This window comes from Chryseobacterium carnipullorum (assembly GCF_900142785.1).
GTDB lineage: Bacteria > Bacteroidota > Bacteroidia > Flavobacteriales > Weeksellaceae > Chryseobacterium > Chryseobacterium carnipullorum.
On record NZ_FRCD01000001.1, the window covers coordinates 178,063 to 197,042 of the forward strand.

An 18,980-nucleotide genomic window follows, 5' to 3' on the forward strand; every position below is an offset into this window, starting at 1 on the left:
CAATGATACAATTCTTTTACGAAAACTTACAGGAATCTGTCAGTACAGATTATCAAAAATGGCTGGAAGATATTATACTTTCAGAAGGGAAAAAAATAGGCGAAATCAATTATATTTTCTGCGATGACGAATATCTGCTTAAGATCAATCAGGATTATCTACAGCATGATTATTATACCGATATCATCACTTTCGATTATGTAAAAGGCAAAACAATAAGCGGAGAGATTTTCGTATCTTTGCAGCGGATTTCGGACAACGCTTCTACTCTATCCAGAGATTATGAAGAAGAACTAAAAAGGGTCTTGGCTCATGGCATTCTTCACCTCTCAGGATATAAGGATAAGACAGAAGAAGAAGAGAAAGAAATGCGGAGAATGGAAGATCTTTACCTGGCTAAATTCAGAGATTTAAATCCTGGATAAATTAAAGAATCACTTAAAGGATAATCCGTAAAGTGCTAAAAGCTAGATATAATTACAACTCACTTAGAGTGCATTCTCTAAAAATGTTTCACGTGAAACATTCATAGAAAATATTAAAATTTAAAGCTTTAAATAAGCAATATAAAAATGATTTCAGATACATATGACGTAATCGTAGTAGGTGCCGGACACGCAGGTTGCGAAGCTGCAGCAGCGGCCGCTAACCTGGGTTCAAAGACCCTACTTGTTACAATGAATATGCAGACCATCGGACAGATGAGCTGCAACCCAGCCATGGGAGGAATCGCAAAAGGACAGATCGTAAGAGAGATTGATGCTATGGGAGGATACTCCGGAATTATAGCAGACAAATCAGCGATTCAGTTCAAAATGCTGAACCTTTCCAAGGGTCCTGCGATGTGGTCTCCAAGAACTCAAAATGACAGAATGCTTTTTGCTGAAGAGTGGAGATTGGCATTAGAAAATACACCCAATCTTGATTTCTTTCAGGATATGGTGAAACAGCTGATTGTAGAAAATAATAAGGTAACCGGAGTTATTACTTCTTTGGGAATTGAGATAAAAAGTAAATCTGTTGTTTTAACCAATGGAACATTTCTTAATGGATTAATTCATGTTGGAGATAAACAATTAGGCGGAGGAAGAATGGGTGAACCCAGAGCATTCGGAATTACCGAACAATTGGTAAGTTTAGGTTTCGAGGCCGGAAGAATGAAAACAGGAACTCCTCCCCGGGTAGACGGAAGAAGTCTGGATTATTCCAAAATGGAAGAACAGAAAGGAGATGAAAATCCTCAGAAGTTCAGCTATACGGACACTCCGAAATTAACAAAACAGTTAAGCTGTCATATTGTTTATACCAATGAAACGGTACACGATATTTTACGCGAAGGTTTCGACAGAAGCCCAATGTTTAATGGAACAATTCAAAGTTTAGGACCAAGGTATTGTCCGAGTATTGAAGACAAGATCAACCGTTTTGCAGAAAGAACAAGACATCAGCTTTTCGTAGAACCGGAAGGATGGAGAACGGTTGAGATCTATGTCAACGGATTCAGTTCTTCTCTTCCTGAAGATGTACAGATCAAAGCTATGAAACATATTCCTGGTTTTGAAAATGTAAAAGTATTCCGTCCCGGATATGCTATTGAGTATGATTACTTCCCTCCTACCCAATTAAAACATACCTTAGAAACCAAACTGATCGACAATTTATATTTTGCTGGCCAGATCAACGGAACCACAGGATATGAAGAAGCCGCAGGACAAGGCTTAATGGCCGGAATCAATGCACACAACAAAGTACACGGTAAAGAAGATTTTATCCTTAACAGAGATGAAGCGTACATCGGTGTATTAATTGACGACCTGATTACAAAAGGAACAGAGGAGCCTTACAGAATGTTTACTTCGCGTGCAGAATACAGATTATTACTCAGACAAGATAACGCAGATATCCGATTAACGGAAAAAGCGTATCATTTAGGTCTGGCAAAAGAAGAACGTTTAAGAAAAGTAGAAACGAAAGTATCTAAGAGTCAGGAACTTGAAACCTTTTTACGAGAAACTTCTTTAAAGCCGGGTATCATCAATCCTATTCTGGAAACTATTGAAAGTAACCCTGTAGATCAGGCCTACAGAGCTTCACAATTCCTTACACGACCTAATATTACTTTAGACAAGCTTGACGCAATAGATTCTATCAGAGAATTCTCTTCTCAGTATGACGAAGAAGTAAGAGAGCAAGCTGAAATTAATATAAAGTATAAAGGATATATTGAAAAGGAAAAAGAAAATGTAGCTAAGCTGAATCGTTTGGAAAACATAAAAATTCCGGAAGATTTTGATTATGAAAGCATTTCTAGCCTTTCTTTGGAAGCAAAACAGAAAATGTCCAATGTAAGACCTAAAACCATTGCACAGGCAGGCAGGATCAGTGGAGTTTCTCCAGCCGATATAAACGTTTTACTGGTGTATTTAGGACGTTAAATCAAAAATGTTTCACGTGAAACATTTGTAAATTAAAAGCAAAAATTAAGGTATTTATGACCGTTAGAATGATTTCATAATTACCTTAATTTTAAATTATCAAGATATTAATTCATGAGAATAAAGGATCATTTTCTTTCACAGGAAATATTTGAAATAAAAGAGACAGAAACGAAAGGGGTATTCAAGACCTCCCCTATTCCATCCAACATTTCCAAATATTACGAAAGCGAAGATTATATTTCCCACCACCAGGATTCTGGAAGCTTCAAAGAAAAGCTGTACAAGTTCCTGCAATCATTTAATCTGCAATACAAAAAAAATATCATTGCAGACAGAATAAAGAAAGGATCAAAAGTTCTTGATTATGGATGCGGAGCTGGAGAATTTGTCAAATATATAGAAGAAGATTTTGAAACCTTTGGTTTTGAGCCTGATGCCGATGCCAGAAAAGCGGCATTGAATAAAATATCAAAAGCAACGGTACTGGACAACATTCAGACAATTCCGGATCAGAGCTTAGATGCAATCACCTTATGGCATGTTTTCGAACACATAGAAAATCAGGATGAGATCCTAAATTTATTTCACGGGAAATTAAAAGATAAAGGACTGCTCATTATTGCAGTTCCCAACCCTACTTCCTATGATGCAAAACATTACAAAGAATATTGGGCAGCCTATGATGTACCAAGACATATTTATCATTTCTCTAAAAATGGTATGGAAAATTTAATTTCCGAGAAGCCGGACTGGAAAATGAGAAAAATTAAACCTTTGGTCCTGGATTCGTTTTACATCTCAATGTTGAGCGAAAAATACAAAAAATCACCTCTTTTTTGGCTAAAAGCAGTCCTCTACGGAACGATTTCTAACGTAAAGGCTCTTTTTTCGAACGAATTTTCAAGTTTGATATACATTATCGAAAAAAGATAGAAAATCGATTTTTGAGCCATTTCTGAAGGCCGATTTTCATGGATTTCGACAAAAAAAATGAAAACCCGGAGATTTTTCCGGGTTTCTTTATTGGATTGATGTATATAACAAATAAAAAAATAAATTTCAAAACTCCCCTACTCCACTCTTTTAACGAATTATAAAATCTAAAAAGACAAAGTGTAGTAATTTATAACAAATTGTCTATTTCCAAAAAATATCACTTTAAAAAAAAATGAAAATAAATTGGAGCGATTGAAATAATTTCAAAATCCTGAACCGATGTCAAAAAATTTGACCACGTGAAAAAAAAAAATAATTTTCTAAAAATGTTTGCAAATAACATATTTACTTAAAAAATAAATTTTCAATAAAATGGCAGATATCCACATCTTTTTAACAAAATAGAAAATTTAACCGTGATTTTCTAAAATGAAACCCGATTCACTCTAAATTAAAAAATAAAGCTTAAAATCAGAAACTGAAAAAAAATATTCAAAAAATAAAAAAGACCGTCAAGCATGACGGTCTCCTATATATAAAAAATAAAATTCTATTTATTGATCGCAGCAACTCCAGGAAGTTCCAAACCTTCCAGACTTTCAAGCATTGCTCCACCACCTGTTGAAACATAACTTACTTTTTCTCCGTAACCAAATTGCTTCACAAAAGCAACACTGTCACCTCCACCTACAAGAGAGAATGCTCCCAATTTTGTAGCTTCAGCAATACTGTCACCAAGAGCAATAGTTCCTGCCGCAAAGTTTGACATCTCAAAAACTCCGATCGGACCATTCCAAAGAATTGTTCTTGAATTTAACAATACATCATTGAACTGATCTCTGGATTTCGGACCGGCATCAAGCCCCATCCATCCTTCAGGAATTGCATAGATATCAGCCTCTTTTCTTTCAGCATCATTATTGAAATCTTCCGCTATAATAACATCCGAAGGAAGATATACTTTTACCTGGTTTTCTTTTGCTTTTCCTAAAATCTCAAGAGCCAAAGGTAGCTTGTCCTCTTCTACCAAAGACTTTCCGATTTTGCCACCCAAAGCCTTAATAAAAGTAAAGGCCATTCCTCCACCAATGATCAGATTATCTATCGCCGGAAGTATATTTTCTATAATGGTAATTTTAGTTGAAACCTTAGATCCACCTAAAATTGCAGTTACTGGTCGCTCTCCTTTTCTTAATACTTTATCGATCGCCTGAAGCTCTTTTGCCATTAGTAAACCGAAAAATTTAGTTGATTCAAAATATTGAGCAATCACCGCTGTTGAAGCATGAGCTCTGTGAGCAGTTCCAAATGCATCATTCACGAAAGCATCACCCAGTTTTGAAAGTTGCTCAGCAAAAGCGGCATCCCCTTTTTCTTCCTCATTGTGGAAACGAAGGTTTTCCAACAACAGGATCTCGCCAGGTTGAAGCTCAGCAGCGGCCTTTTCAGCCTTTTCTCCGATACATTCATCCACAAACTTCACTTCCTGTCCAAGAACGCTGGAAACTTCATCTACGATATGTTTAAGAGAGAATTCATCTTTCACTTCACCCTTTGGTCTTCCAAGATGCGTCATTAAGATCACAGAACCTCCGTCATTAAGAATTTTTTCTACGGTAGGCTTTACAGCCGTTATTCTCGTATTATCGGTCACTTTTAGCTGGTCATCCTGCGGAACATTGAAGTCCACTCTTACCAGGGCCTTCTTGTCTTTAAAATTGAAATCATTGATTGTTTTCATAAATATCGTTGAATTTTCGTTTCACAAATGTAAGCTTTTAAACTTTTTCAACAGATCCCCTGAATTAAAACTTTTCCGAAACTTTCCCCCAACCCAATCACCCACTAATCAACAATTTTTTTCTCTTTAAAGAAAAGAATAATGTAGTTGTTGTTGAGTATTGTTAGTTTCGGGGATAAGTTTTATCAAAATAATTGATAACAAATAATTTTTATTCAATTCATATTTAATTCACATTGTAATCTCTTGTAAATCTGTCTTTTCACAGACTTATCAACAGATGTGAATAACTTCCTCACAAAACCATTCTTAGTAATTTAATTATGGAAAAAGTTCGGATTAAGTGAAGAAAACAATTTGAAAGTTGTGACTAAAATTTCCAAATACATTTCCCATTACGAAATAAATTCTTCTTTAAAAATAGAAAGTTGGAAAAAGTTTTCCACAGTTATTCACATACCTTTTCACAAATTACCCCCGAACAACTAACAGACTTTGTTATTATTCTTACCTTTGTCATGAAATAAAATCTAAAAAGACTTAATACAGGTATTATGAAAAGAAAAATAGCAATTGCTGCAGACCATGCAGGCTATGAGTATAAGGAGATTGTTAAGAACTTTCTGTCTGAAAAGTTTGATGTTCAGGATTTTGGAACGTTCTCCACAAACAGTGTGGATTATCCGGACTTTGTACATCCTGCTGCAACCTCTGTTGAAAACGGGGAAAATGAACTGGGAATTTTGATCTGCGGAAGCGGAAACGGGGTTCAGATTACAGCGAACAAACACCAGAAGATCAGATGTGCGCTTTGCTGGATGCCGGAGATTGCAGTACTGGCAAGACAGCATAATGATGCAAATATGATCTCTATGCCTGCGAGATTTATATCTAAAGAAGTAGCCATAGAAATTGCAGATAAATTTCTTTCTACAGACTTTGAAGGTGGAAGACACCAGAACAGGGTTGATAAAATTGCTGTTTGCTAAATATATAAAGGCCTGTAAATCAAATTGCAGGCCTTATTTATTTTTTATTTTGTACATTTGCATCAGCTGATAGAAAATTACCAGTCTATTATTTCCATACAAAACCTTACCTGTTTAAAAGATATTAATCAAAGGTTTTTCTCTCCTCTTCTCCATATTTGTAGTAATTTTATACAAACTAAAGTTTCCATTATAAGTAAATTTGGAAGGAAAATTGATGCAGTTGAATTAATAAGAACCCTATAAAACTGAATGAAGATCAAAGTATCTGCCGTATTATTTTTTATAATAAGTTGTTTCCACGCTCAGGAAATGAAGGATACAGATGGCGATGGAATTTGGGATAAGGATGATGCCTGTCCAACGGTTGCAGGGAAATCTGAGCTGAATGGATGTCCAAAAGATGATTGCACAGAGAATAGTAAGCTTCAAAAAAGGAATGTAGAAGATTTTGTTTCACAACAAAAAGAAATCAATTATCTGGCGTTGCAGAAACATTTTCTACAGATTTTAAAAAAGATAAATTTTGATTCAGAAATACTATTATTTTTAAATTCAAATGTATCGGAAGGTGAAGGTCCTTCAAAGTGCCCAACATTAGATTTTTCAGAATATCAGGAATATTCTACAAGTAATTTCATATGGAATGAAAGTATGCTGAATGATTTATCCAGGACATTAGATCAAACTATTTTTCCAGTGTCATATAATTCCTGGTGGTGGGGAAATGGAGGATTCTATACAGAAAATAGTAAAGAGTTTATATTTTTATCCAAAAGCCAGATAAATTATATCAATAAATTGCCATTATTTTCAGATGTAAAACACGGAAGAATCAGATATATTAGAGTCAAAAATAAAAAACTGGAAGGACTGTCTAAAGATTTTAATCAAATTATCTTTCGTCAAGATAGAACAATTGTCAATGGATCATTTGAAACAGAAATTGAATTAACGATTAACACAAAAATAGAATTTCATGCTTACATTTTTAAGTATGATTTTGATAAAAAAGATTGGCTTTTAACATCAGATAAAAGTCAAATAATAACAATTAAATAATATTAAAATGCCAAGAAAAGGTAAATATATAAGCCATAAAAACGAACAGAAACTCATGGAAATCGGAAGATTGATCCTGCGTTTCATGAATACCAATTCGTCCAAGATCTATAATTATAAGCAGATCGCAGACGGAATAGATTATAAAAATCCGCGTCAGAGAGAACTCGTGATCCAGTCTCTTCATAAACTTCAGGGTTCTGAGAAGATCAAAGAAGTAGAGAAAGGAAAATTCATCGTTAATCTAAAGATTGCAGGAACATTAACCGGAGTCATTGATTTTAACCAGTCCGGTAACGCCTACGTAAAAGTAGAAGGCGTGGAAGATGATGTCTTTATCCACTCCAAAAATGTGAAAGATGCGCTTCAGGGCGACAAAGTTCTCATTATCACCTATCATTTTAAAGGGAAGAAACTGGAAGGTTCGGTACTGGAAGTTCTGGAAAGAAACAGAACTGAATTTGTAGGAACATTCCAGCTGGTGGCCCACAAAGACTTTGGATTTGTGGTGTGTGATAAAAAATCGATCAATACCGATATTTTCATTTCAAAAGCAAACTTCGGTGGAGCCGAAAACGGCGATAAAGTAGTCGTAAAAATGACAGAATGGAGACCGGGAGATAAAAATCCTCAGGGAGAAATTATCCAGGTTTTGGGTGCTCCGGGCGAGCATGAAACTGAGATCCACTCTATCCTTGCGGAGTACGGTCTTCCGTATGAATTCCCGCAGGAAGTTGAGCTCGATGCTGATAAAATTGACAGAAGAATTACCGATGAAGAAGCTGCAAAGCGTTGGGATATGCGTGATATCTGTACCTTCACCATTGACCCTAAAGATGCAAAAGATTTTGATGATGCGCTTTCCATAAGAAAAATGGAAAACGGAAACTGGGAGATCGGGGTGCATATCGCGGACGTTTCTCACTACGTAGTTCCGGGAACGATGCTGGATGATGAAGCCTATAAAAGAGCAACGTCGGTATACCTTGTAGACCGTGTGGTTCCAATGCTTCCGGAAGTTTTAAGTAACGATGTATGTTCTCTCCGCCCGAACGAAGATAAATATACTTTCTCTGCCGTTTTTGAACTGAATGACAAAGCAGAAATTCAGAAACAATGGTTTGGAAGAACCGTGATTCATTCAGACCGAAGATTTACGTATGAAGAAGCTCAGGAACGTATAGAAACTGGGCAGGGAGATCTTGCTGAAGAAATCAATACGTTGGATAGACTTGCGAAAATCATGCGTGATGAAAGAGTAAGAAATGGAGCGATCACTTTCGACAGAAGTGAAGTAAGATTCAATCTGGATGAAAATAACTCGCCGATTGGAGTATACTTTAAGATCAGTAAAGATTCCAATCACCTGATCGAAGAATTCATGCTTTTAGCCAATAAAAAAGTGTCTGAATTTGTATCATTGACCAGTAAAGGAACAGTAAGCAATAATACCTTTATTTACAGGGTTCACGACGATCCAAATCCTGCGAAACTGGAAGCATTAAGAGATTTTGTTTCTACTTTCGGATATAAAATGAACCTTGACAATACCAAGAAAGTAGCTGAATCATTGAACAAGCTTCTTTTTGACGTCAAAGGAAAAGGAGAAGAAAATATGATCGAAACGCTCGCTATGAGAAGTATGAGCAAAGCCGTATATTCTACAGAACCTATCGGACACTACGGTTTAGGTTTTGAATACTACAGCCACTTCACCTCTCCTATCCGTCGTTATCCCGACCTTTTGGCCCACCGTCTTTTACAGCATTATCTTGATGGAGGTAAATCTCCAAGCAAACAGGAGCTTGAAGACAAAGCAAAACACTGCAGTGCAATGGAAAGACTGGCTGCTGATGCGGAACGAGACTCTATTAAGTTCATGCAGGTGAAATTTATGGAAAAACACCTTGGAGAAACCTTTACCGGAGTTATTTCAGGTGTTGCAGAATTCGGTTTCTGGGTAGAAATACCTGAAAACGGTGCTGAAGGCTTGATCAAATTAAGAGATCTTGTGGATGATTCCTATTCTTACGATGCGAAAACCCATGCAGTGTATGGTCATAAAACCGGAAAAAGACATCAGTTAGGGGATCAGGTCCAGATCAAAGTAGTAAAGGCCAACCTTATTCAGAAACAGTTGGACTTTAAGATTGTTGATTAATTTCATAGAGAGCTTATGAAAAGAGTACTTGAAATAGATAAGGAAGAATTTTCAGAAATTTTAGAGAAAACATTTTCAGAAATTGTCCATTTTTTTAATTCTCTGGATGAAATATCTACCCAGCCAAATGTAAAACTGGAACATCAAAAACTTTCTTACGAAGGATGGGGATCAAAAAAAGTTTTAGAATATTTCCAACAAGCAGTAAAACCAATTATTTCTGGTTCCAGTGGACCTAAATATTGGGGCTTTGTTACCGGTGGGGCAACGCCAGCAGCTTTAATTGGAGATTTTTTGGCAACTATTTATGATCAAAATACACAGAGAATTAATCAGGGAGGAGATATTTCTGCCCTTTTGGAAGTAGAAACTGTTAAGATGTTGCTGGATTTCTTTAGCCTGCCGGATTCTTTTGAAGGAGGTTTTGTGACAGGCGCTACTATGTCAAACTTTACATGCCTTGCTACAGCCAGACAATGGGCAGGGCATCAAATAAATAAAAACTATGCATTAGAAGGTGTTTCTACTGATGATTTTGTCATACTTTCCGCAGAACCTCATTCTTCAGTTGTCAAATGCCTGAGCATGTTAGGGATAGGGAGTAATAATATTGTTTCTGTTAGGAAAAAAGATGAGACAAGAGAGGCAGTTGATGTTGAAGATTTAGAACAAAAACTAGAATTATATAAGGCCAAGCAAATCATTATTTCAACCAGTGGAGGAACCGTAAATACGGTTGATTTTGATGATATGAAATCTATCAGCAGACTAAAAGAAAAATATAATTTCTGGTGGCATATCGATGCTGCTTTCGGTGGGTTTGCTAATATTCTGGATGAATACAAACATTTATTAGATGGTTGGGAAAATGCAGACAGTATTGCAGTAGATTGCCATAAATGGATGAACGTGCCATATGAAAATGCGGTTTATTTTATTAGAAAAGAACATAGTGTTTTGCAGATGCAGGTTTTTCAAAACTCCAATGCAGCCTATTTAGGAAACCCGGAAGATAATTTTTCCTATGGTAATTTTACGCCTGAGAATTCCAGGAGATTCAGAGCTTTGCCTACATGGTTTACCCTAAAAGCGTATGGAAAAGAAGGCTATCAAAATATAGTGAGAAATAATATACAGAATGCTCAAAAATTTTCAGTATTTGTAGAAAATCACCCTGCATTACAATTATTGTCAGAAACAAGATTAAATTGTGTATGTTTTTCATTGAAAGAAAATCCCGAGAAAAGTTCTAAATTATTGGATATCATTAATGAAAATGAGAAAATTTTTATGACTCCTACAAAGCTTAATAATAAAGCGGGAATCAGGGCTGCATTTGTAAATTGGAGAACAAGCGATAAAGATTTAGACGTCGCTTTTACAGAAATACAATTTGCGCTTGATAAAATGGATATTTAATACTATTATTCTTAAATTTAGAGCATGTTTGAACTTGTACTTTCTGCCGTTGTCTTAGGATTTATGCTGAGCCTGGTTTTTATAGGACCAATTTTTTTCCTGTTAATTGAAACCAGTTTTTCCAGAGGACCAAGACATGCCCTGGCATTGGATCTCGGAGTTATTACAGCAGATATATTATGCATTGTTGCTGCGTATTATGCCAGTGCAGATATTGTTACTTTAATAGATAAGCATCCCGGATTTTACAGGATTACTTCTATTCTTATATTTGTATACGGGATCGTGATGCTGGTGACCAAAACCAAAATGCATATGCCTGGTGAAGAAAGGATCATTGGCCAAAACTATTTTAAAACCTTTTTCAATGGTTTTTTCTTCAATCTTTTGAATGTGGGAGTGATTCTCTTCTGGCTGGTGACGGTGATTTCCGTAAGAAACCAGTACCCAGATACCAGCAGTTTTATTCTTTATGTGGGGATTGTCATTGGCACCTATCTGTGCATTGACCTGGCCAAAATATTCTTAGCAAAACAATTTCACGATAAACTTACCCAGAAACTCGCCAACAAGATCAGAAGGATTGTAGGCGGGATTCTTATTGTGTTCAGTTTCTTTATATTTCTGCAGAGCTTTAAAAAATTCAATCAGTTCGACAGACGTTTAGAAGAAGCTGAGAAAAAAGAAATCAAGTACCAAAAAACAGAATGAAAAAAATAATCTTTCCAAAAGTTCTTAAAAAAGGAGCAAAAATAGCTGTTATCTCCCCTGCCGGAGCTGTAGATCCGTCTCAGCTTGAAAAGGGCATAGAAATGATCAAAAACAGAGGTTTTGAACCTATATTGGGCGAACATCTGTACACTAAATTTTCAAACGGATATAATTATGCCGGGACAGAACAGGAAAGATTAAAAGACATCAACTGGGCTTTAAATGATCAAGATATTTCAGCAGTCTGGGCTTCCAGAGGAGGTTACGGATGTCAGCATCTGGTTCAGCATCTCAAACTGAAAAACTTTACAGAAAACCCTAAATGGTATATCGGATACTCTGATAATACGGTGATACAAAGCTATTTACTGAAGAAAGGTTTTGCCACTATTCACGGACAAACTATCAAAACATCAAGTTTTGGAGTAACAGATGAAAGCTATGACCTGATCTTTGATGTTTTAAAAGGTAAAAGTCTTAAATATGCTTTAAAATCTCATCAATTGAATACAACCGGAACTATTGAAGGTGAATTGGTTGGAGGTAATTTAGCTCTTATCTATGCCCTTTTAGGAACTAAATATTCTTTCGATTTTAAGGACAAGATCTTATTCATTGAGGATATCGGGGAAAATTTCTATGCCCTGGACCGAATGATTATGAGCCTCGAATTAGCCGGAGTTTTTACTAAAATAAAAGGACTGATCATTGGTGGAATGACCAATATGGGCGATGAAAAGGAGAATAAAAGTTATGAAGAAAGTTTTGATGAATTTGCTTATAAATTAATTTCAGACAGAATTTCAAAGTATAATTTCCCGACTGTTTTCGGATTTCCCAACGGCCATATTAAAGATAACAGACCTTTGATTATTGGTGGAAAAGTAACAGTCAAAGTTGAGGATAAAGTAAAAATTGAGTTTTAATTGATGCCAATATCCTTTATTTAATCTGCTCTCAAATATTAAAACTAACGTGATGGCAACTCATAATGATTTCGGTAAAATAGCAGAAGATCTTGCCGCAGAATATCTGCAGAAGAATGGTTATAAGGTGGTTAAGAGAAATTTTCGGTTTCAAAAGGCGGAGATTGATATCATTGCTGAAAAAGAAAACCTGATCATCATCGTTGAAGTAAAAGCGCGTTCTACAGATGCTTTTATATTGCCTCAGGAGGCGGTGACCAAAGCAAAAATCAGATCTGTTGTGTCAGCGGCCAACCACTATCTTGAAGAGTTTAACAGGAACAATGAAGTAAGGTTTGATATTATTTCTGTTCTTCCTGACGAAAGAAAGAACCTGATTATTGAACATATAACCGATGCTTTTGAAGCTTTAGACGCCAACTGATTATAATAGTTTAACAATCTGATCATATACTATTCTAACAATGGTCAAATCCACGATCTGTCATTGTTACATTGATAAAGTGATACATTGCTACATTAATAAAGAAATTATGAAAACAATACTCATTACCGGAGCCACTTCCGGAATAGGAAAATCTACGGCAGAGCTTCTTGCCAGACAGGGAAACAGAATCATCATCTGTGGAAGGAGAAACGAAGTTTTAGAATCAATAAAAACTGAGCTTTCTCAATTTACCGAAATATTTAGTTTATTATTTGATGTAAGAAATCTTGCAGAAGTTGAAAATGCCATCAATTCACTTCCTGAACAATGGAAAAATATTGATGTTTTAATCAATAACGCAGGGAATGCACACGGTTTGGAACCTCTTTCTTCCGGAAAGACAGATGATTGGGATTCCATGATCGATGGTAATGTAAAAGGCTTATTATACGTTTCTAAAATGGTTATCCCTTCCATGAAAGAGAGAAACGCAGGTCATATCGTAAACATTAGTTCAGTGGCAGCAAGACAAACGTATGCCAATGGTGTGGTTTACTGTGCAACTAAAAAAGCAGTTGATGTGATTTCTGAAGGAATGCGTCTGGAACTTACCGAATTTGGAATTAAGGTGACCAATATCCAGCCGGGAGCAGTAGAAACAGATTTCTCTCTGGTAAGATTCAAAGGAGACAGTGAAAGGGCAGCTACGGTATATGCCGGATACGAAGCCTTAAAAGCAGAAGATATTGCGGATGCTATTGCCTATTGTGTAAACGCTCCTAAGCATGTCATGGTTTCAGATATGACGATTTATCCAAGCGCACAAAGCGAGCCCAGAACCATCTACCGGAAATAGTCTCAAAATAAAGGCATAAATTTGCATAATATTCAAAAGCAATTTTGCCTTTTTGCAATTTGCCAATTAGCTTAAAAATTAGAGAGATGAAAATTCTATACCTGGAAACCTCTTCCAAAAACTGTTCTGTAGCTATTTCAGACGACGAAAAGCTCCTATGTTTGTGCGAAGAAGTCTCCGAAAACTACAAACAGTCTGAAAGTCTTCACACCTATGTAGAATGGGCACTGGAAGGCGCAGGTCTGACCATGCAGGATATTGAGGCCGTTTCCTTGGGCAAAGGTCCGGGTTCTTATACCGGATTAAGAATAGGGGCAGCCTCCGCAAAAGGTTTCTGCTACGGACTGAAAATTCCGCTTATGGCAGTAAATTCTTTGGAAACGATGATAGAGCCTTTTTTAGGCAAAAACTACGATTATGTGGTGCCATTGATCGACGCAAGGAGAATGGAGGTTTATACGGCTGTTTATGACGGCGAGACGGGTAAGGAGCTTTCACAGACCGAAGCGAAAATTTTAGATGAGACTTCTTTTGAAGAATTTAAAGATAAAAAAGTGATTTTTGTAGGCGATGGTGCCAGGAAAGCTAAAGACATTCTCAATCTGCCCGATGCAGACTTTAAAGATGATGTCTACCCTTCTGCACAGTACCTTATCAAACGGACACTGGAAAAGACAGACCAAAAGGATTTTGAAGATATAGCCTACTTTGAACCCTTTTATCTCAAAGATTTTCACGGAGTAAAGAAAAAGAAAAGCGAAGATTAGATCTTCGCTTTTTTTATTTATTTTGGCATTGATGGTACACCATCAGGAATTTTTTCTTTATCCTTTTTCAGTCTTTGTTTAGGATTTTTTGGCTCAGCAGTTCCCGTACCTTGAAGCGACTGTAAAAGCTGACTGTTGTTTTTATCAATTCCGGCAGGAACCTGAGGGATATTATTATCCTGGTTTTGTACTGGTTGTACAGGTGTTCCCGGTTGCTGCGGAAGAGAATTTCCTTTATTATCAGTGGCCTGGAAAGAAAGCTCACTCTTCAGATAGTTCAGCATTTCTTTGGCTTTAACACCTTCAGGAGTCTTGGCATAATTGAGAGCAATCTGCTCAAGCTGCAGGATCATCACCTCTTTTCCACTGGTTTTACCCGTATTAAAAGCATTCAGCAGATGAAATTTCGGAATCAGGGCATCTTTTGGAAACTTTTTTATCGTTTGATCTATCACATCTCTGCTTTCTGCAAACTTTTCAGATTCATAAAGGGCATAGGCCTTTTTGTATTCATTTTCAACCTCTTCGGAAGATTTTACAAATGAAATATTTTTAGGGTTTCTTGCAAATTCAGCATAGGAAGTGTAAGGATAATCACTTAGAAGAATCTGCTTCGCTCTTTCTGACGCCTGGGGATTCTTCAGATAATTCATAGCAAAGATCTCATAAAGCGCCTGCAACATTACCTTTTCCTCCGGTTTTACGTCTACAAGGTCATATAAGGTCTTGGTGGCTAGCGGAGTATTCGTAAAATAATTCTGATACATTACTCCCAAACCTAAAGAAGCAGTATCCCTGTCTTTTTTCAGCTGACCCAGTTTTTCCTGATCTGTTGGGATCTGTTCGATATAGTAAGTAGGTTCAAAACGTCTTGGATTGGGTGCTGATGTCACTCCCAGAGCCTCATTTTTCATATCTTCAATAGACGCCATCTTCTTGGAATAACGCCAGTTATCCGCTAATGCTCTTTCTCCCCAGATCTGCTTAAACGAGGAAGTTCCTTTGCTTATCGTCCCGGTATTGCTGAAATAAAAACCTTTTGTAGTGACTCCAAAATCTTCAAAAGAATTGGTATTATTCGCAAATATAGAATTCGCATTGTAGTCTCCGCCATCAAATCCTTTGCTCCTTTCTGCACGTCTTCTTTCCAGCTCTTCTTTTTCCTCTTTAGCTTTCAGTTTTGCAATATATTTTGTGAAAAAGTCAGTTTTCTGTGGGTCGCTCATCTTCGCCAAAGAAAGAATACTGTCATTCTTTTTGATCAGATAATAGTTTTTGGAGATCTTCTTGATGTATTCAGACTGGTCCTTCAAAAGGATCTTGGAAGGCTCATAGGTCATTACCGTAAGTGCTGAATCATAGTAAGTTCCGGCACCGATATAGTCGTTTTTTTCAAGATAGCTCTTCCCTATTTCGTAGTAGGTTAAACCTCTTACCTGCGGATCAGATACTTTTTCGAACAAAGATTTTTTAAAGAAATCCTGAGCTTCATCTTTCTTCCCTGCTTTATTGGCCATTAAACCTAAAGCATAGTAAAATTCATTCTTTCTGGAACCGTACGTTCCTTTTTTACTAATGCCTTCAAGGTAATTCTTAGCCCCGTTGTAATCCCCTTTTCCATTGAATGTCTTCGCAATAGCAATCTGGGATTTTACTTCAAATTCGAAATCATTAGCGTACTTATAGGCCTGCGTAAAGCTTTCTCTGGCTTTATCATTGTTACCCATATTTTCATACACCTGCCCTTTCAGATAGGATATTCTGCTCTTTAATTTTCGGTCAGAATTCAGTTCAAAAGCTCTGTCAAGCTCAGCAGCTGCTTCCTCCTTTTTTCCTGAATCCAAAAGAGCTTCAGAATAATAGATGCTCAGCAGTTTAGCATAACTTTTATTAATGTCTTCCCCTTGCAGTTTGGCAAAAGTTTCATTGGCTTTATGATAATCTTTGATCTGTGCATAAGCCACTCCCTGATATATTCTCGCCAACGGAAGTCTTTTATCCTCCTTCATGTGCGTGAAAACATAATTCAGGGCGTCCAGAGCCTGCACCGCCTTATTCTGATAAATTCTGGACTGTACCAGGATCATATAGGCATCGAAGATCTTTTTATTCTTTTCTTCACCGTTTCTGATCACAGAATACTTGGTGATGGCTTTCTGAGCCTTTGCTTCAGCAATTTCCAAAGTGGTTGCCCCTTTATTCTGAAGATCATCAGGCTTACTGGGATCCTCTCCATTGGACCCGGGCATTCCTGGTGGCATTCCCGGAGCTCCTCTTCCTGAAGATGGTCTGTTCACTTCCGCCATCTTCATAGAGTTTTCGGCAAATGCAGCAGATTGTCCGAGATCACTGCCAAGCGGCTGATCCTCATAGGTAAGAATAGGAATATAAGGAGCATAGAAATTATCCTTATGTCCTTTGTCTCTGCTCGTAAATTCACTGTTCAATGCATCTTTAGCATTAAAAAGGGTATTATAATAGGTGTTAAATCCTTTCATGAATTTTGATCGCTGTTCCGGCTTTTTTGTCTTGGTGACACAGGAAGCAACGAGACACATGATTAAAAGGAATAATATATTTTTTTTCATTATTCAATATAACTCTCTTATCTGCTTTTTATTATAAGCAGTTGATGATTTTGTAAAAATAATAAAATTTTATAATGAATAATATTTATATTTCATTCAAAATTTTGTAAACCAGGTGGGTAGGAAGTCCCATGATCGTATAAAAACTTCCGCTCATCTTTCTGATTTTTGCCATTCCCAGCCACTCCTGAATGCCATAGCTACCCGCTTTGTCGAAAGGTTTGTAATTTTGAATGTAATACGTTATCTCCTCATCTGTAATTTCATCCAACTCTACATCTGCCACATCAGTTTCTGTATAGGTTTTATCAACGGTTTTTATACTGATTCCCGTGTAGACCTGATGCGTTTTTCCGGAAAGCATGCGGAGCATCTGTCTGGCCTCGTTTTCATCTTTAGGTTTTCCAAGGATTTGTCCTTCTGCCGCTACCACGGTATCAGCCGTCAGTAAAACTTCTTCAGCAATGAGTGTTCTGAATGCTTTTGCTTTTAATTCAGACAGATAGGCTGCAGCCTCTTCTATTGTTATCGTTTCAGGAATAATCTCTTCACAATCTATTTTTACAACCTCAAAATCAAAACCTAAGCTGGTAAGCAGCTCTTTTCTTCTGGGTGACTGGGACGCTAAAAGTAATTTCATGCTTTGAATTTATACAGATTGGGTATTATCATCATGCCAGTTTCCCTGAACTTTCATCACCTGCTCGATCACGTCCCGTACTGCACCACTTCCCCCTTTTTTGGTCGAAATGTAATCGGATATCCCTTTTACTTCAGGAACGGCATTTTCGGGGCATGCCGCAATGGCAGAATTTTCCATGATATGGATATCCGGCAGATCATCTCCCATCGTCAGAATCTCTTCATTTTTAAGATTGTACTTCTTCTTGAAGTCTTCAAAATCAGCCATCTTATTGTGTGATTTTGCATAATAGTCACTGATTCCAAGATAATTGATTCTGTGTTTTACCATATCATCGTTTCCGCCGGTAATGACCCCTATTAAATACTTGTTTTTTAAGGCTTTTACTACTGCATATCCGTCCAGGACATTCATGACCCTGCACATATTTCCGCCAGACATCAGATAAACGCTTCCATCGGTAAAAACACCGTCCACATCAAATACAAATGCCTTAATATCTTTTAATTTCTCTTTATAACTCATACATTTTTTGAATAGAATGATTCATTGTCTTGTAAATCTTAAGACTTTCGTCTTTTAATAGCTGCTCGTGTAATTCCAGAACTCTCACATCATTTCTTACTGCCGGTCCCGTTTGTGCCTCCTTAGGTTCAATTTCATGAATCTTTTTCACCGTTTCATCAATGAGCGGCAAAAAATAATCAAACGGAATTTCTTGCGAATCAGAAACTTCTTTGGCTCTTGCGAAAAGGTGATTCACAAAATTACAGGCAAAAACGGCTGTAAGATGAATGTATTTTCTCTTTTCATGGCTGCTCTCCATTACGTTATCAGAAATTTGGGAAGCAAGGTCAAAAAGAAGTTGTTGGTCCTTTTCATTTTCTGTTTCAATAAAAAATGGAATCTTTTTATACTCCAGTTCTTTTGATTTTGAAAAAGTCTGCAAAGGATAAAAACTTGATTTTCTGTAGGGTCCTGATAAGACTTCTTTAGGCAAAGATCCTGAAGTGTGGGCAACAAGACAGTCTTTTTTAGTAATCATTTTAGAAACATTTTCCACCGAATTGTCACTGACGCAGATGATGTAAAGGTCTGCCTCTTCAAGGTGCTCCGTAGAATAAGGAACTTTCAGCTCTTCAGAAATTTTCTCCAGTTCGACAGCGTTCCTCCCAAAAATCTGCATTAATGGAGTGTTCTTCAGACTAAAAGCTTTTGCCATATGGTAGGCCACATTTCCTGAACCTATAATTACAATTTGCATCTAACAAATATAAGATTTTAAAGGAAGATGGAAACATTAGGGTAGAAGTTTG

Annotated in this window: 17 protein-coding genes; 12 read left to right on the forward strand and 5 right to left on the reverse strand. The window is 36.8% G+C overall.

What is annotated here, in order from left to right; all coding sequences use genetic code 11:
• The first annotated feature begins 2 nt into the window (after positions 1 to 2).
• From ybeY to BUC06_RS00810, 3 genes are all read left to right on the forward strand, one after another.
• Positions 3 to 425: an rRNA maturation RNase YbeY gene (gene ybeY / locus BUC06_RS00800; protein ID WP_073328452.1), complete on the forward strand. Its 423-nt coding sequence runs from the start codon at positions 3 to 5 to the stop codon at positions 423 to 425.
• A gap of 147 nt (positions 426 to 572) precedes the next feature.
• Positions 573 to 2,435, forward strand: a complete 1,863-nt coding sequence (gene mnmG, locus BUC06_RS00805; RefSeq protein WP_073328454.1) for a tRNA uridine-5-carboxymethylaminomethyl(34) synthesis enzyme MnmG — start codon at positions 573 to 575, stop codon at positions 2,433 to 2,435.
• A 114-nt stretch (positions 2,436 to 2,549) separates the two neighbouring features.
• Complete coding sequence (locus BUC06_RS00810; RefSeq protein ID WP_073328457.1) at positions 2,550 to 3,371, forward strand: class I SAM-dependent methyltransferase; 822 nt, start codon at positions 2,550 to 2,552, stop codon at positions 3,369 to 3,371.
• A 553-nt stretch (positions 3,372 to 3,924) separates the two neighbouring features.
• Here the strand turns inward: BUC06_RS00810 and BUC06_RS00815 are convergent.
• Entirely contained in the window at positions 3,925 to 5,115 is a 1,191-nt protein-coding gene (locus BUC06_RS00815) for a phosphoglycerate kinase (protein WP_073328459.1), read from the reverse strand.
• 554 nt (positions 5,116 to 5,669) lie between these two features.
• Between BUC06_RS00815 and rpiB the strand changes: the two genes are divergently transcribed.
• From rpiB to tsaB, 9 genes are all read left to right on the forward strand, one after another.
• On the forward strand, positions 5,670 to 6,104 hold the full coding sequence (rpiB, locus tag BUC06_RS00820) for a ribose 5-phosphate isomerase B (protein WP_073328462.1): 435 nt from the start codon (positions 5,670 to 5,672) through the stop codon (positions 6,102 to 6,104).
• Between the two features lie 252 nt (positions 6,105 to 6,356).
• Positions 6,357 to 7,166, forward strand: coding sequence for a hypothetical protein (locus BUC06_RS00825; RefSeq protein ID WP_139263248.1), 810 nt, complete (start codon positions 6,357 to 6,359; stop codon positions 7,164 to 7,166).
• Positions 7,167 to 7,173: 7 nt separating this feature from the next.
• Entirely contained in the window at positions 7,174 to 9,327 is a 2,154-nt protein-coding gene (gene rnr / locus BUC06_RS00830; RefSeq protein ID WP_073328468.1) for a ribonuclease R, read from the forward strand.
• 15 nt (positions 9,328 to 9,342) lie between these two features.
• Entirely contained in the window at positions 9,343 to 10,746 is a 1,404-nt protein-coding gene (locus BUC06_RS00835) for a pyridoxal phosphate-dependent decarboxylase family protein (protein WP_073328470.1), read from the forward strand.
• 24 nt (positions 10,747 to 10,770) lie between these two features.
• The gene (locus BUC06_RS00840) at positions 10,771 to 11,457 is read left to right on the forward strand and encodes a LysE family translocator (protein ID WP_073328473.1); all 687 of its coding nucleotides are present in this window, start codon (positions 10,771 to 10,773) and stop codon (positions 11,455 to 11,457) included.
• Positions 11,454 to 12,383 (forward strand): S66 peptidase family protein, encoded by a 930-nt coding sequence (locus tag BUC06_RS00845; protein ID WP_073328476.1) that lies wholly within the window; start codon positions 11,454 to 11,456, stop codon positions 12,381 to 12,383. The genes BUC06_RS00840 and BUC06_RS00845 overlap by 4 nt, the downstream gene beginning before the upstream one ends.
• Positions 12,384 to 12,435: 52 nt before the next feature.
• Positions 12,436 to 12,807 (forward strand): YraN family protein, encoded by a 372-nt coding sequence (locus BUC06_RS00850; protein WP_073328478.1) that lies wholly within the window; start codon positions 12,436 to 12,438, stop codon positions 12,805 to 12,807.
• Between the two features lie 40 nt (positions 12,808 to 12,847).
• Positions 12,848 to 13,666, forward strand: coding sequence for an SDR family NAD(P)-dependent oxidoreductase (locus BUC06_RS00855; protein WP_455423367.1), 819 nt, complete (start codon positions 12,848 to 12,850; stop codon positions 13,664 to 13,666).
• A gap of 86 nt (positions 13,667 to 13,752) precedes the next feature.
• Positions 13,753 to 14,433 carry a tRNA (adenosine(37)-N6)-threonylcarbamoyltransferase complex dimerization subunit type 1 TsaB gene (gene tsaB, locus BUC06_RS00860; RefSeq protein ID WP_073328483.1) on the forward strand — a complete coding sequence of 227 codons (681 nt, stop codon included), beginning with the start codon at positions 13,753 to 13,755 and terminating at the stop codon, positions 14,431 to 14,433.
• Positions 14,434 to 14,450: 17 nt separating this feature from the next.
• On the opposite strand, the gene porW is transcribed toward tsaB, so the two are convergent.
• The 4 genes from porW to BUC06_RS00880 all read right to left on the reverse strand — a co-directional run bounded on the left by porW (position 14,451) and on the right by BUC06_RS00880 (position 18,928).
• A complete protein-coding gene (porW, locus tag BUC06_RS00865; RefSeq protein WP_073328486.1) occupies positions 14,451 to 17,021 on the reverse strand; it encodes a type IX secretion system periplasmic lipoprotein PorW/SprE in 2,571 nt (856 codons plus the stop codon).
• A gap of 85 nt (positions 17,022 to 17,106) precedes the next feature.
• Complete coding sequence (locus BUC06_RS00870; RefSeq protein WP_073328488.1) at positions 17,107 to 17,661, reverse strand: Maf family protein; 555 nt, start codon at positions 17,659 to 17,661, stop codon at positions 17,107 to 17,109.
• 9 nt (positions 17,662 to 17,670) lie between these two features.
• Positions 17,671 to 18,189: a KdsC family phosphatase gene (locus BUC06_RS00875; RefSeq protein ID WP_073328491.1), complete on the reverse strand. Its 519-nt coding sequence runs from the start codon at positions 18,187 to 18,189 to the stop codon at positions 17,671 to 17,673.
• Positions 18,179 to 18,928 (reverse strand): Rossmann-like and DUF2520 domain-containing protein, encoded by a 750-nt coding sequence (locus BUC06_RS00880; protein ID WP_073328494.1) that lies wholly within the window; start codon positions 18,926 to 18,928, stop codon positions 18,179 to 18,181. Before BUC06_RS00880 ends, BUC06_RS00875 begins: the two co-directional genes overlap by 11 nt.
• Positions 18,929 to 18,980 lie beyond the last annotated feature (52 nt).

Excerpts from the sequence above, each read along its gene's own strand:
- ybeY (WP_073328452.1), top strand. The coding sequence starts at position 3 with ATGATACAATTCTTTTACGAAAACTTACAGGAATCTGTCAGTACAGAT.
- mnmG (WP_073328454.1), top strand. The coding sequence starts at position 573 with ATGATTTCAGATACATATGACGTAATCGTAGTAGGTGCCGGACACGCA.
- BUC06_RS00810 (WP_073328457.1), top strand. The coding sequence starts at position 2,550 with ATGAGAATAAAGGATCATTTTCTTTCACAGGAAATATTTGAAATAAAA.
- BUC06_RS00815 (WP_073328459.1), bottom strand. The coding sequence starts at position 5,115 with ATGAAAACAATCAATGATTTCAATTTTAAAGACAAGAAGGCCCTGGTA.
- rpiB (WP_073328462.1), top strand. The coding sequence starts at position 5,670 with ATGAAAAGAAAAATAGCAATTGCTGCAGACCATGCAGGCTATGAGTAT.
- BUC06_RS00825 (WP_139263248.1), top strand. The coding sequence starts at position 6,357 with ATGAAGATCAAAGTATCTGCCGTATTATTTTTTATAATAAGTTGTTTC.
- rnr (WP_073328468.1), top strand. The coding sequence starts at position 7,174 with ATGCCAAGAAAAGGTAAATATATAAGCCATAAAAACGAACAGAAACTC.
- BUC06_RS00835 (WP_073328470.1), top strand. The coding sequence starts at position 9,343 with ATGAAAAGAGTACTTGAAATAGATAAGGAAGAATTTTCAGAAATTTTA.
- BUC06_RS00840 (WP_073328473.1), top strand. The coding sequence starts at position 10,771 with ATGTTTGAACTTGTACTTTCTGCCGTTGTCTTAGGATTTATGCTGAGC.
- BUC06_RS00845 (WP_073328476.1), top strand. The coding sequence starts at position 11,454 with ATGAAAAAAATAATCTTTCCAAAAGTTCTTAAAAAAGGAGCAAAAATA.
- BUC06_RS00850 (WP_073328478.1), top strand. The coding sequence starts at position 12,436 with ATGGCAACTCATAATGATTTCGGTAAAATAGCAGAAGATCTTGCCGCA.
- BUC06_RS00855 (WP_455423367.1), top strand. The coding sequence starts at position 12,848 with ATGGTCAAATCCACGATCTGTCATTGTTACATTGATAAAGTGATACAT.
- tsaB (WP_073328483.1), top strand. The coding sequence starts at position 13,753 with ATGAAAATTCTATACCTGGAAACCTCTTCCAAAAACTGTTCTGTAGCT.
- porW (WP_073328486.1), bottom strand. The coding sequence starts at position 17,021 with ATGAAAAAAAATATATTATTCCTTTTAATCATGTGTCTCGTTGCTTCC.
- BUC06_RS00870 (WP_073328488.1), bottom strand. The coding sequence starts at position 17,661 with ATGAAATTACTTTTAGCGTCCCAGTCACCCAGAAGAAAAGAGCTGCTT.
- BUC06_RS00875 (WP_073328491.1), bottom strand. The coding sequence starts at position 18,189 with ATGAGTTATAAAGAGAAATTAAAAGATATTAAGGCATTTGTATTTGAT.
- BUC06_RS00880 (WP_073328494.1), bottom strand. The coding sequence starts at position 18,928 with ATGCAAATTGTAATTATAGGTTCAGGAAATGTGGCCTACCATATGGCA.